Origin of the sequence: Pseudomonas sp. StFLB209, from assembly GCF_000829415.1 — a bacterium.
Classification (GTDB): Bacteria; Pseudomonadota; Gammaproteobacteria; order Pseudomonadales; family Pseudomonadaceae; genus Aquipseudomonas.
In genome coordinates this window covers 4,549,799-4,562,693 of the sequence record NZ_AP014637.1, presented here as the reverse complement: position 1 = coordinate 4,562,693, position 12,895 = coordinate 4,549,799, and the positions used below count along the sequence as shown (strand labels likewise).

Sequence of the window (12,895 nt, the reverse complement as noted above, 5' to 3'; positions counted from 1 at the left end):
CCAGCACCACCAACCCTTTGAAAAAAATTGACGCTCCAATAGCGGCTGACATAGCCTTGCTGAAGGCACGCGCTCATATCCATGCTCATTCAGCGGAAGAAAAAATATGCGACAGATGTCAGATCGTTCACCTACGGCTCCTATGGAAAGCGGCGCGCTGAACATGCTTCTGCTAAGACACTCTGCAGACCGCATGCGTTATTATTTTATGTTCTGCTTTCATATCAAAATTGCCTGTGATTATCTGGCAGAGGTTCACGGCGAATTCATCGATCCTAATTCAGCCATCGTAGATCACGCCACCCATCAGGTTGATACGGGTGCCCGGCTGAAGACTGGCAACCCATTTGAGAAAGACTCGGTTCAGCCAGACGATTTAAGTGCGACAGGGTGGGACAGCATGGATGCCGCCCACATGAACAATTTAGGTCTCGCCAAGGGTTTCACCAGTACGTGCGAGAGACTCGGCACATACGACCCAATCATGAATGAGCTGTACTCAAGATGCGTTAGTTTTTGTCGGGACACTCGTTGGCTACCACAGCCCATCAACCTTGGCCCTGATAAAGTCATTGACCAAGTGCATCGAAACATGCACCACCATACGTTTTCAAACGCATCAAATACTCCATGCATAACCTCAGCGAACATAACGCTTTACTGTGATACTGCGAAAAGTATGCTTGACACATTTGCCTTAAAGAAAAAAACAGTTCATAACACTTTGGCCGAGGCTGCCGAAAACTACAAAAAAGGTATATCCATCCTTCAACCCATCTTGCTCGTAGAGCTCGAGCGTGAAGTGGCAGAATTTACTCGGGACATCAACAGAGCGCTCAAAGATCAAGCCATTGATGCCCGGAAAAAATTTTTCTCTACGACAAATTGGTCAGCCATACCCATCGCATACAAGTGGTTTGCCAGTCACAACTCAACCATCGACTCAACCCTCAATAACCCCATGGATTTTGAAATTGAACAAGCCACCCAAAATCACTTCGATGAGGCATTCACAAAACAGACTTACTCTGAGTCACCGCCGTTTTGAGCAAGCAGCTTCAAGTCTTCAAGTAACACCCTGCTGAGCTCGTGTGTGGGCATGCGCGGACGGAAAAAGGCCCGCGGGTACGGGCATTACGACGGATGACTTCAACTGTTGAAGACAATAAGGCGCAACGTCGATAAGCGATCATCTCGGTGCATTGTGTAGGTAGGATGCGGATCAGGACGAAGGCGTAGAGTGCGGCGGCCGAGAAGCCGACGGGCAGCGGTGAATCATCGTCATCGTCGTCGGCCAGCAGCGCCAGCCCGGCGTCGAGGCGGGCTTGGGTGATCAGTTCGGTGGTGCGTTTGCGGTAGTCGAGCCCGTCGCCAGCGCTCAGGGCGCGAACGCCATTAGGGCGCTGTTCGAAAGTAGCCATGCACCGGATTTTGCCGTGGGCACTGGGACATGCAATTTTTTGCGGCGTCCCAAATTTGCCCCAAATGCACGATTTGAAAAATCCGGTAGACGAACAAAAAAGCCCCGTAGACCTTGATCTACGGGGCTTTCGAATGTGGAGGCCGAGGTCGGAATCGAACCGGCGTTAACGGATTTGCAATCCTCGATGTAAACCCTTGATTTCCGGGCTTCCCAGCGTGCTTGGATTCCCGAACCGGGGTAGGCACGGCAACCTCGAAACCCAATGAATACGGGGGGCTGATTCGCGGTTCTGGAACGCTTTTTCGCTTCCCAAGGTGGCTACCGATAAAAAATCAACGCCCGCCCACATCAATCGTTTATGTTGAGAGGCGTCATAGAGTGTCTCACTATTCTCAGGCTGGATAGTTCCCCCCACGAACACTCTCTTATCCGCAGACCACCACGATCTGACATTCATCTAAACTCACATCAAGGATGTTCGACCAACTCTCCGACACTCAAACCTTTAAGAAGCTCCAATTTTAAACTATCACTTTCAGGCTCCACAACTTCATATGAATACCAATGCATTTCAGGCTCCCCATCAGAAATGGAGTGTATTACCTCAACCTCTTTAATCATACGCTCATTCACTTCAATCAACGTAGGCTTCATCGCATATTGAAGAAAAGAATTCTCCGCACCAATTAGATCACGATAAAGCACAATAGAAAACCGAAAATCCACGGGACTTCTCGCCAAAAACTTGGCCTTACCGTCCCTCAGAAAGTGCTTAAATAGATGTTCATCAAGCACCGGAACTCCCTCACAGGGAAATCCCGCATGAAACGTATCATTTATAACAACCAGAGAATGAACTACAACCTTTGAAAGGTCCGAACTTAAATGAGGATAATATTCCTTGCAGAAAAGCTCTAGGTTACTCCTGACATATTCCGCCTTGCGACGTGCCTGCTCTACTTTTTTATAAAGCCCGCTTTCTTTCTCATGAATTGCATTATGATAATCCAGCGGAGTAATAGGCATCCTCCGGCTACGCAACTCAACAACAACTACTGTATGCCCAAAAGCAAACGTCAAATCGATCTCTTCCAGTGCATGACCGTATTTGAGATTTACAGAGCCTGTCCATCTGAGTTCTCCTGCAATCGGCGAGTCGCTTTGAGCGCACTCCTCCATAACCCTCACCATGTACTTCTCGAAGTACTTCCCTCGTAAATTTGATTTCGGATCCACTATAGGAAGCCATGCATCTACATTTCTTTTCAGATTTGAGGAAATAAGCGCACTGACTGACAATGCGATATCACCATCGATCTCTACCAGAGGTTTTACCCACAAGTCATCCTGCAAACCTTTCGCACGATAAGTTAACAACTCCATCAAATATGAGACGGTCGACCTTGGTAGATCCGTAACTGTAGAGAGCGCCAATTCCAATTCAGTTCGATTCAACCATAAACAGTAGTTTGAAATATCTTCAAATTTTTCTAGATCGCCATACCTACTGCGCTCATAAAATTGATGCGCTATCATCGCAAGATGAAACCAAACCGACAAAATATTTCCAAGCGTAATATTCGGCTCACTAGGAGCCTTCAAATCAAACATCTGAACGATATATGCCTCAACACGAGCTGCCGGTTCAAACCACCGCATTCTGGCATAGTTCTGGAATTCTTCATCAGCCTCACAAAAAAAACACGTCTTTATCAGCCCCCCATCTTGAAGCCTTATATATTTAAGCGGAAAATTCACATCAAATAAAAAAACCTCATTACGCCCCACGCGTCCCATTTCTATAAACGCAGCACCACTGTGGTGCTCTCGCCGAAAATCACATATAGCCCGCATTCTCCCCAAATCATTTAGCTTAGAAACAATTATCGCTTTCTGCCTAGCCATATGTCCGAAAAACGCATCCCCATACAAAACATCCTGCCAAATATTTGCACAGTTTGTATATATCTGAGAGCACTTCAACTCCGCAATCAAAAAGGTTGCTTTATCATATCCGGGAGCTGCCTCACCCAATGAACTATACGCACCTTTCAGATCGTCCTTATTTTGCAGGGCATGGTAGATTGCCGGGCATAGGCTATCCAGCCTGACCGCTACCACTTGACTGGCTAGCACTTCTGAACCATCTTGCGTAAGAGATGTTTTATAGCTTATTAGCTGCTCCAAGCTGGACGCCCTATCAGTGTCGAACGCTAACTGGCACTGTTTCGAGACCTGCATAAACCCGTAGTTCGCTGCCGCCAAATGAACACTTAAAATCTCTTTTAGGTCAACAGAGCATCCTTGCTCAAGCTTATAGTGCTTTCTAGTTAATTCAAGCTTTTCAAAATGGAGAGCCAACCAATGTGCAGTCTCAACGATCGACTTATCTATTGGATTGGCTAACCCAGCGCTCTGAATCGCTTCCGCCCATTCTTTCTTATTCAGGCCCGATTTCGAAGTCGGATGCGAAAGTTTATTTTTACGAGCCATATTTAACAAAAAACCTTTATTTAATTTCACACCCAACCTCTTAACCAATAGAAAACCTAGAAAGCCACAAATCGCATTCGCAAAAACAAGGACATTAAGAAACACATTTAAGCCATCATTGACAAGCGATAAATTTCAAGCCTCCTCCAACTAATTACGCACACTATCCAATTCGAAAGCAATCTTATAGGCGCCATTATACCAAACTAATTAGTTGCACTTCACCGTCCACAACTGATCAAGACGGGTCGTGTAAGACCCGCTCATCAACTCCCGCTTCATCGCCCAGTCAGGTGCTGCGGGCACTGCTGCAGAACGCACGGTGCCCCTGCCCCAGCGTCCATTAATCTCGTCCATCACACTCATGACCCGATCAATGCCAAGAGATTGCCTCGCAGCAAACAGGTCGCCGGTAAACTCTCCCGGCTGGCGCAGATCCAGTAACAACACTTCAGCTTTGCTGTAGCGAAAGCCCGGCCGAAAGATCCGCTCAACGGCTTCACTACCGGCTCTGGTCAGTAACAGAGTGTCATTGGTGGGGTACGGCAGTTCTACAAGCGCGCCTTGCGCGTACCTGGCTTCATCGGGATTGAACATGCCTGTTCTGATGCTGACCCGCATGCGTTTGCAAACCGAGCCTTGCGCCCGGAGCTTTTCCGCAGCCCTTGATACGTAGGTGGCCACGGCTTCCTTGACCGGCTGGATCTCGGTCAGGCGGGTGCCGAACATGCGGCTGCTGCAGATTTCCTGCTTTGGGGGTTCTGCTTCTGCCAGGTCCAGGCAGGCGGTACCGGCCAGCTCCCGGGCCGTTTTCTCGATCACAACGCTGAATTTCTGACGAAGGTTCCAGGCATCCGCGTTGGCAAGGTCCATGGCGGTAATGATGCCCATTGCCTCCAGGTGGGCCTGCATGCGTTTGCCAACGCCCCACACCTCCCCCACCTTGCTGTTGCGCAGCACCCAATTCCTTTTATGCAATTCGCTGATGTCGACGACACCGCCAGTGTGGGCTTGAAGCCTCTTGGCCATGTTGTTGGCGAGTTTGGCCAACGTTTTGGTTGGCCCGATGCCGACACCTACCGGTATGCCCGTGCAGCGATGCACCGCCGTGCGGATTTTGCGGCCGAAGGCTGTGAGGTCACCTTGGATACCGGTCAGGTCCGCAAACGCCTCGTCAATGCTGTAAATCTCGACCGCCGGTACCATCGACTCGATGATGGTCATCACCCGCTCGCTCATATCGCCATACAGCGCGTAATTACTGCTGAAAGCGATGATGCCGTGACGGCGCAGGTCGTCTTTGATCTGAAAGTACGGCGCGCCCATCTTCACGTAGCGCTTGGCATCGTAGGACCTGGCAATCACACAACCATCGTTGTTGCTCAATACGACTATGGGGGTCTTAGCCAGGTCCGGGCGAAATACGCGCTCACAACTCGCATAAAACGAGTTGCAGTCGATCAGGGCGAATGTTCTGTCACGTGTTGTCATGGTCGCGCACGCTGTACTTCACCACACCCCAGATGATCAGGTCGTCACCCTCTAGGACATGTCGCGGCGGATATTTGCTGTTTTCCGACTTGAGGACCACTGCCCCATCCCGCATGTGCAGGCGCTTGCAAACCGGCTCGGAGTTCAATGACGCCACCACGATGTCGTCATGCTCGGCGTACAGGCTGCGATCCACGATCACCAGGTCACCGCTGTAGATGCCAGCGCCCTCCATGCTGTCGCCTTCGATCTTGACCAAATACACGTGGGGCGCCCGTATGTCGAAAAGCTCATCGAGCGAGATGTGTTTTTCGATGTGATCCGCTGCGGGTGAGGGAAACCCGGCAGCCACCAAAGACGAGAGATACGGGAGCTTGGCGCCCTTTTCAGCCAAAGGGCCAAGGATGGTCACACTCATGATAATGCCTTTTTTGTGAGGTACTGTATGTATATACAGTTAACTCTGTCAGCCGGCCGTGGTCAATCTTGAATGTAGGAAAATTCGACGGGTGACATCATGTGCGGCCGCTACTCGATCTACGAAGACATGGACACATATCTGCGCCAGCTTGAGTTGGATCTTGTGATCATCAACGGCTACGACCACGAACCGATCAACCGCTACAACGTCGCACCTACCACACGGGTTGAGCTGATTCGTGGCGCCGAAGGTGGCTTGCGAGTGGACAAGGTGAAATGGGGATGGGCACCGCACTGGGCGAACGGGAAACGACCCGCCCCGATCAATGCCCGGGTTGAAACAGTGGCCGGTGGGAAGTTTTTCAAACAGCTATGGCCAACAGGCCGCGCACTCGCGCCCGCCAACAACTGGTTCGAATGGGTCAAGCATCCTGACGACCCGAAGAAGAAACAGCCCTAACTCATCAGGCTTAAGAGCGGAGAACCAATGTTCTTCGCTGCCCTGGCTCAAGTGCACACCGAGTTACCGCCCCGCGAAAGCGACGGTTTCGTGATCATCACGGATGCAAGCGATGCAGGCATGCTGGACATTCACGACCGTCGGCCAGTGGTACTCAGCCCGGAGGATGCCCGCAAATGGCTGCAAGAAGATCTGTCGGCAGAACGGGCGCTTGAGCTGACCAAGAACAGCAGGCCAATTGAGGACTTTGAGTGGTACCCAGTGAGCGCTGCAGTTGGGAATATAAAGAACCAAGGACCGAAACTCATCGAGCGGATTGCGTAGTCGGCTCCAGAGCCTCAGAAAGCCTTCAGAGACCGCAGCAGCCCCCGTCAGAGTAGCCTGATAAATGCGCGAGTTTATTCGCGCATACGGAGTTGAAATTTCTCACAACCCATTCGGATTTATCAGCTCTGCTCATCAGACGTTTGAAAATATCCCGAAGAATCAAATCCATAAGACGTGGCTACTGCTGCGAACTTCTGAGGCTGGAGAATCCAAACGAAGTCTGACCCGCCCTCATGGCAGCTTTTACGACTCGGGTGCACGGATTAGAGTTGGGCTCAGGCGATGACAAAGCCAACACAAAAAGACCGCCACATCTGAAAGGACGTCGTGAATATGCCAGGACGATGCAAAATAATTCCAACAGACATTGACTGCCAGTTCTCCAGATTGGCGCTGATCGATCACCAAAATGCGCCCTACCTATCATTACCTGCCGTTACCAATGCGCTGGGGTTGGTCTGGTGCGATGCCTATATCAGCGCTGCCTTGCGCCCTTGCGTTTCAAATTTGCTGGCAGATGACGCCAGTCCGGAACCTTGCTTGCCACTGGCGCAACTTGGGCTATGGCTTGCGCACTTGAAACCAATTTGTAAACACAGAATCACTCGCGCTCACCTCAAGAGACTCCGGACAGAAGCCATTCCAAAGCTCTGGGGTATCTGGGGTGAATACACAGGGGCCAGACGATCAACTTACGACATGCACCTGAGCTATGCCGGCAACAGCTTCAGATTCAAGCAGGTCGGTGCGATCAGGTGGTACGTGGCCATCGATGTGGCCAAGGCGCTGGAACTCGGAAACGCCCGCTCAATGATGGGCCTGCTCAGTGATGGATCAAGGCTCACCCTGCGATTCGGCAGGCGTGATTACCAAGCGATAAGCCCAGACGATGTGCTGCGACTCTGTCTGATCGCACCCACCAAGAATGCTACGGCGTTGAGCGCTTGGCTGACCGAGGTGGACAGCCAGCTCACTAAGCAGGGACTGCCCGTCTACGTCCGGGAAGAGTGCCATGATCTGGTCCAAGACTACGTGTCACGCTGCAGACGTTCACTGATCGAAGCAGGTGCGCAGGCAGTGGAGCTGGATGTATCAATGGCCAACCAGATCGCGGACAAGGTCGCCTCAGCGGTTATTCGACATCGGCGTTGGTTAATGAGCTTGAGTGGAGACGGCACACCGGTTCTCACACCGATACCGGGCGACAGTATGGCGTTTAACCTGGATCATCTTGTGAAGTGGATAAGGGATCATGATGGGGCGACTCCCGCGCAGGTCATGCAGATTAATGCAGCAGTGATGGAGCGGGTTAACCGAAACATATCATACCTAGATAGAGCCGTGTAATATCGCTACTTAAGCCGTAGATATGAATCCGCCTGAATTAGTCTTTTACACTTTAATCCACCAACGCACCCAGCAACTTTGAGCATCGAATTTAAAACCAAAAAAAACAAGGCGCTAGTTAAAAACACCTAAAACCGGCCACCGATACCGCATCAATAAACAATAGATATCTAACCCCCACCAGATCATTTTATGAGAATATTACCCCCTATACGTGCGCTGGAAAAATCTCGTACCACCCGCCTACTTTTGCGCTTTTAGGATGTCTCGATATTTATGCCTAGAAGCCTTGATATAATCCGGCAACATATGCTCGCGCCCATAAAAAAATTGATCACTAGTAAGATCCAAAACAGCCCTTATCACACCTGAAAAGCTCCACATAGGCAGCTCTAGTTCTTTGTACTCTGCAGACTCCCTCTCCAGCTCCTCCAAAACTGGCATCGCATATTCAATATTTTTAGCCAAGTCCTTCAAGTCAAATCCAGCATCTCTTATATCCTCCAACAAACCAGGGATATACTTATCATCATGTTCTCGCTTACTAAAGTATATATCTCGCAAAGCCAGCAGACTGTCAGAATTCAGATCACCAAGATTATCAAAGCCCTGATCCAACTTAGAAAAGTCATTCTTGTACTCTACCTTCATGTCTTTTATAGAGTCGAATTGCTCATCTGCCAACTCAATAAGAGCACTAAGCCTATTCAGCTTTCTGAGCAACTGCGGTGGCACGTCAGACACTCTTTTGTAAAGCAACTTATGGCTAATAGCAGACCAAGTATGCATCAGCATAGTTCTTACCTGAATTTCTGCCTTGAATCCATCAAGACCTCTGGCCGATGGATGAGCCAACCATTCCTCCTTTAACTTTACGACATAATGAAACGACCTGTAGCCAAACTGACTATCTCCTAACTCATCCTGTTTGTCTTCTTTAGAGATAACGTGAAACTCGTCATCAATCAACTTGCAAAGTTTATCTATATCAGCCTGATAGTAGCAGATTACTCGAATACCACAAAGATCTTCTACACTTTCAAACCTCGCCTCGTATCCCTTTCTCGCAACCTTCTCTAAAAGAGAATCTTCCTCTTTAATCCTAGATTCAATTGCAAAAATAGGTATACCTTCCTGAACAACCATATCGTTCAAAGCGGTTAGAAAATTAGTTTCTAACCGCTTAAGCTTTGGTTTAATATCTCTATACTGCAAAATAAAATCAGAGGCACGAAGCTCAGCCATAACGAAAACCACTCCAACAATGGAAACCATAACTAAAAATCAGATACGAGCTGCCTGGGGCCTATACTTACTCACATTGAAGAGTGACATTCATCTGACTATAACTGAAACAGACAAAATGTATACCTAGTAAATCCGATATTTTGGAGGCCAAGCCAATTGCGAGTCAAAATACCAACTGTTGCCTACTCCTCGCTCGCGGCCATACCGCCTAGCTCTGCTGGCAACAACCCCAAATCAACATCCGCACCATCCTCACGCATTTTCTCGACGATCTGCGCCAGCATTTCCGCAGGCAAGGTCAAGAGCGCGGCCATGTAGAAGTGCATGTGCATGCCCATCACCCTATCTTCAGTTCTGCCAGTGTACTTGCGCCATTGAGAACCTTTGGCCAGGCCAGCCAGATCGGCCATTTGTGCGCTGGTGAAACCCAACGCGGATTTCAAGCGCGCCAAATCCTCGGCCGTGGGGGGGGCATAGTGTTCGATACGTTGCATAGGAAGTCCAAAAGCCCCCGTAGACCGGGGGCTTGAGCTAAACGGTAGGTTTACAGGTGGGAAATGGACTGCGCAACGATCAAGGCGATAAGCGCGGCCAACGCACCCGCTGCGAACGGCATCAGGCCGACACGCTCCGCAAACGACTCCTTGGCATTCATCCGGGCGTCAAGATCAGCGAGTTCGGCGCTGAGCTGGGCGTTATCCTTCGAATTAGGCGTTTTCATGGTCATCCTCATGGGGTGGCGGGATTGCCAGTAGCAAACCCTCTTGGGTAAATGTGAACCTTTAACCGTCAAAATTCAAGAGAGATGGCCCCGATTTCCGGGGCCGTTGGGTTAGGTGAAATCCAGCAATTTGATCAGTGCACCGGCTGCGGTTATCAAGCCCGCCCCTACCAGAAATGGATACCAGAAGGCTTCGCGCTTAAGTTTCTTCTCTTCTGCCATTAGCTTGCGAGTTTCAATCAGCAGCTTCCGGCTCTCGATCTGCAGCTTTTCCAACTCCAGATTCTGACGATCATCATGCAACATTTGGGCTTCCTTTCGGGTGTCGGGCGGCGCGTTTTGCGTCCCCCTTGAGTGCAATTATGACCCTTTAAGGGTCAAACAAGAAGCTTTTTCGAGCTAAATTTGTAACTGCGAAAAGCATCTTCAGAAAGCATCACTCCCCATCACCAACCGCCCTCACATAAGCCTGACAAGCCGCCAACGCCCTCAATCCCCGGTCACCGTCCTCGGTGATGCCGATAATTCGTTGAGCATGCGCGGGGTCAAGTGCAGCCGGGCTTGGCGAGTGTTTACGTCGGTCAGTTCCTTGTAGTGGATCTCGTCCTGGGCTTGGATCTGTCGCTCCAGTTGCAGGCGTTGCTGCTGGCTTTTGCGCTGCTGATCCAAGGCGGTATTCGCCTGCTTGGCCAGCGTGTCGGCCTGGCGGCTGGCGATGGTTTGCAGTTGCTGGCCGTAGCGCCAGTCCTGGATCTGCCAGGTCGCGGTGGCTGAGACGGTGATGATGAGGGTGATGGTTTCGAACTCGCGGTTGTCGGCCAGGGTATTCAGGCCATTGACGGCCCAGTACCAGGCGGCAGACATGGCCGCGTGATTCGGTTGTTCCAGCAGCTGCGGCTGGCTCACGAAGTCGATCCCCAGCGCCTCTGAGCAAAGGCGGTAGTTGCGCAGCCCGGTGAGGTGAATCAGCCCCCGGCCGGCATAACGCTGGCCGTCGCCATCGGCCTCTGGGGTGTTGCCGAGCCGCGCAGCAAGGCGGCCGGTGTCGTACTTGGCCAGGTAGCTGGAACCGCCCCGTTCGCGCAAAAAAAGCAGTTGGCCAGACTCGTGGCCGATCTGGCCTAAGCAGCCAGCTCCACCACCCTCCCATTTCGGCCCCCACAGCACACTCACCCCATTTGACAGGACAGAATTCAGACCTCATTCTGTCCTCCACCCCACCACAAAAGGCAGAGCCCAAAATGTCCCTGGCCAGCCACATCAGACCCATCACCTATTTGAAGACCAGTGCCGCCGAAATCGTCAAGGAGTTCGCCGTCAATCCTGAACCAATCATCATTACTCAGAATGGCGAAGCCAAGATGGTGGTCATGGACATCAACGAGTACGAGAGCCAGCAAGAGACGCTGGCTCTGCTGAAGCTGCTTGCGTTGGGCAGCAAGGAAATCAAGGAAGGCAAGTTCAGTGACGCGCATGCTTTTCTGGATGAGATGGACGACTGAACGTGGTGAGAGAAATCGTCATCCTTGACAGCGCCAAGGACGACTTCAGGGATGTGAAAAGGTACGTGAACGACCAGTTTGGCAAGGGCGTTTGGGAGACGGTGAATGCGGAGTACAAGGAAGCGTTCCGGAACATTCAGGCCAACCCTGAACACGGCGCGGACATTGACGAGCTGAAGCAGTTCGGCGTGACCAACATCAAGTTCAGGCTGGTACGACAGACGAAAGTGATTTATGAGTTTGATGACAGGATTGTCTATATCCGCATGCTGATCGGCACCCGAATGGATTTCAGTCGGCACCTGACGAAAAGGGTTCTGACCCAGAAAATCTGAGTCACCATCGAGCCAGGAGCCTCGCCTGGCCGATCCATCCTGCGATCTTATCCCCCGCCGCCAATCGCCCTGACATACGCCTGACAAGCCGCCAACGCCCTCAATCCCCGGTCACCATCCTCGGTGATGCCGATAATTCGTTGAGCATGCGCGGGGTCAAGTTCGGCTCTTGGGGCTGCATGAGCCAGCTCGGGGGTGCGGGGGGTGGTGGGCACACCGGCGGGTTGGTTGGGGGTGGTATTGAGTAGGACTGACAGCCGCAGGTCAGCAGTAGCCAGGCGATCACGCAGCCGGGCTTGGCGAGTGTTTGCATCGGTCAGTTCCTTGTAGTGGATGTCGTCCTGGGCTTGGATCTGCCGCTCCAGTTGCAGGCGTTGCTGCTGGCTTTTGCGCTGTTGATCCAAGGCGGTATTCGCCTGCTTGGCCAGCGTGTCGGCCTGGCGGCGGGCGATGGTTTGCAGTTGCTGGCCGTAACGCCAGTCCTGGATCTGCCAGGTCGCGGTGGCTGAGGCGGTGATGATGAGGGTGATGGCCACAGCGTAGGCCATGGCTGGCAGGGTCAAGGCAGCACCTCAAGGGCGCGTTCGTAATAGGCCAGTCGTTCGGTCTGGCCGTTCAGGCCGCCGTTGATGCGTCGGGTGATGGTTTCGAACTCGCGGTGATCGGCCAGGGTATTCAGGCCGTTGGTTGCCCAGTACCAGCCGGCCGACATGGCGGCATGGACGGGTTCTTCAAGGCGTTGCGGTTCGGCAACAAAGTCGATGCCCAGTGCTTCAGAGCAAGCCCGGTAGTTGCGCAGGCCAGTCAGGTGAATCAGGCCGCGTCCGGCATAGCGCTGGCCGTCGCCGTCGGCTTCGGGGGTGTTGCCGAGGCGTGCTGCCAGTCGGCCGGTGTCGTAGCGGGCCAGGTAGGCATCGCCGCCCCGCTCGCGCAGGTAGCGCAACTGGCCAGACTCGTGGCCGATCTGGGCGATGAACGCAGCCACTCTCAGGCGCGTGACAATCGCATAGCGGTTCATGGCCGCATTTAGCACAGGTACAAAAATGCCCGCGACTGGGCGGGCGTTGGGCAGGATCTGCAGCAGGTGTTGCGCGGTAATCGCCATAGGGTTCTCCAATGGAAAAAGCC

14 protein-coding genes and 2 pseudogenes are annotated in these 12,895 nt (G+C 51.9%); 5 read left to right on the top strand and 11 right to left on the bottom strand.

The window, feature by feature from the left end:
* The first annotated feature begins 106 nt into the window (after positions 1-106).
* Entirely contained in the window at positions 107-1,048 is a 942-nt protein-coding gene (locus tag PSCI_RS20620) for a hypothetical protein (protein WP_144403298.1), read from the top strand.
* Positions 1,049-1,058: 10 nt separating this feature from the next.
* Here the strand turns inward: PSCI_RS20620 and PSCI_RS20615 are convergent, their stop codons facing one another.
* From PSCI_RS20615 to PSCI_RS20600, 4 genes are all read right to left on the bottom strand, one after another.
* Positions 1,059-1,421 carry a hypothetical protein gene (locus PSCI_RS20615; protein ID WP_045490600.1) on the bottom strand — a complete coding sequence of 121 codons (363 nt, stop codon included), beginning with the start codon at positions 1,419-1,421 and terminating at the stop codon, positions 1,059-1,061.
* 470 nt (positions 1,422-1,891) lie between these two features.
* On the bottom strand, positions 1,892-3,946 hold the full coding sequence (locus tag PSCI_RS20610; RefSeq protein WP_144403297.1) for a nuclease-related domain-containing protein: 2,055 nt from the start codon (positions 3,944-3,946) through the stop codon (positions 1,892-1,894).
* A gap of 180 nt (positions 3,947-4,126) precedes the next feature.
* Positions 4,127-5,407, bottom strand: a complete 1,281-nt coding sequence (locus tag PSCI_RS20605; protein ID WP_045490599.1) for a Y-family DNA polymerase — start codon at positions 5,405-5,407, stop codon at positions 4,127-4,129.
* Positions 5,394-5,825, bottom strand: a complete 432-nt coding sequence (locus PSCI_RS20600; RefSeq protein ID WP_045490598.1) for a LexA family protein — start codon at positions 5,823-5,825, stop codon at positions 5,394-5,396. The genes PSCI_RS20605 and PSCI_RS20600 overlap by 14 nt, the downstream gene beginning before the upstream one ends.
* Before the next feature lie 99 nt (positions 5,826-5,924).
* On the opposite strand from PSCI_RS20600, the pseudogene PSCI_RS20595 reads away from it, so the two are divergent.
* A pseudogene (locus PSCI_RS20595) lies at positions 5,925-6,611 on the top strand (SOS response-associated peptidase).
* 390 nt (positions 6,612-7,001) lie between these two features.
* Positions 7,002-7,961: a hypothetical protein gene (locus tag PSCI_RS20590; protein WP_144403296.1), complete on the top strand. Its 960-nt coding sequence runs from the start codon at positions 7,002-7,004 to the stop codon at positions 7,959-7,961.
* A gap of 243 nt (positions 7,962-8,204) precedes the next feature.
* On the opposite strand, the gene PSCI_RS20585 is transcribed toward PSCI_RS20590, so the two are convergent.
* The 5 genes and pseudogenes from PSCI_RS20585 to PSCI_RS29850 all read right to left on the bottom strand — a co-directional run.
* Positions 8,205-9,206, bottom strand: coding sequence for a GTP pyrophosphokinase (locus PSCI_RS20585; protein ID WP_045494673.1), 1,002 nt, complete (start codon positions 9,204-9,206; stop codon positions 8,205-8,207).
* Between the two features lie 185 nt (positions 9,207-9,391).
* On the bottom strand, positions 9,392-9,703 hold the full coding sequence (locus tag PSCI_RS20580) for a hypothetical protein (RefSeq protein ID WP_045490595.1): 312 nt from the start codon (positions 9,701-9,703) through the stop codon (positions 9,392-9,394).
* Positions 9,704-9,753: 50 nt separating this feature from the next.
* The gene (locus PSCI_RS29455; RefSeq protein WP_158497593.1) at positions 9,754-9,930 is read right to left on the bottom strand and encodes a hypothetical protein; all 177 of its coding nucleotides are present in this window, start codon (positions 9,928-9,930) and stop codon (positions 9,754-9,756) included.
* Between the two features lie 111 nt (positions 9,931-10,041).
* Positions 10,042-10,236 (bottom strand): hypothetical protein, encoded by a 195-nt coding sequence (locus tag PSCI_RS20575; protein WP_045490593.1) that lies wholly within the window; start codon positions 10,234-10,236, stop codon positions 10,042-10,044.
* 483 nt (positions 10,237-10,719) lie between these two features.
* A pseudogene (locus PSCI_RS29850) lies at positions 10,720-11,064 on the bottom strand (glycoside hydrolase family 19 protein); the annotation flags it as partial.
* A 107-nt stretch (positions 11,065-11,171) separates the two neighbouring features.
* Here PSCI_RS29850 and PSCI_RS20560 point away from each other — a divergent pair.
* Both PSCI_RS20560 and PSCI_RS20555 read left to right on the top strand, forming a co-directional pair.
* Complete coding sequence (locus tag PSCI_RS20560) at positions 11,172-11,432, top strand: type II toxin-antitoxin system Phd/YefM family antitoxin (RefSeq protein ID WP_045490591.1); 261 nt, start codon at positions 11,172-11,174, stop codon at positions 11,430-11,432.
* 2 nt (positions 11,433-11,434) lie between these two features.
* Positions 11,435-11,767, top strand: a complete 333-nt coding sequence (locus PSCI_RS20555) for a type II toxin-antitoxin system RelE/ParE family toxin (protein WP_045490589.1) — start codon at positions 11,435-11,437, stop codon at positions 11,765-11,767.
* A 47-nt stretch (positions 11,768-11,814) separates the two neighbouring features.
* Here the strand turns inward: PSCI_RS20555 and PSCI_RS20550 are convergent, their stop codons facing one another.
* Both PSCI_RS20550 and PSCI_RS20545 read right to left on the bottom strand, forming a co-directional pair.
* The gene (locus PSCI_RS20550) at positions 11,815-12,330 is read right to left on the bottom strand and encodes a lysis system i-spanin subunit Rz (protein WP_231906449.1); all 516 of its coding nucleotides are present in this window, start codon (positions 12,328-12,330) and stop codon (positions 11,815-11,817) included.
* The gene (locus PSCI_RS20545; RefSeq protein ID WP_045490587.1) at positions 12,327-12,872 is read right to left on the bottom strand and encodes a glycoside hydrolase family 19 protein; all 546 of its coding nucleotides are present in this window, start codon (positions 12,870-12,872) and stop codon (positions 12,327-12,329) included. Before PSCI_RS20545 ends, PSCI_RS20550 begins: the two co-directional genes overlap by 4 nt.
* Between the last annotated feature and the right edge of the window lie 23 nt (positions 12,873-12,895).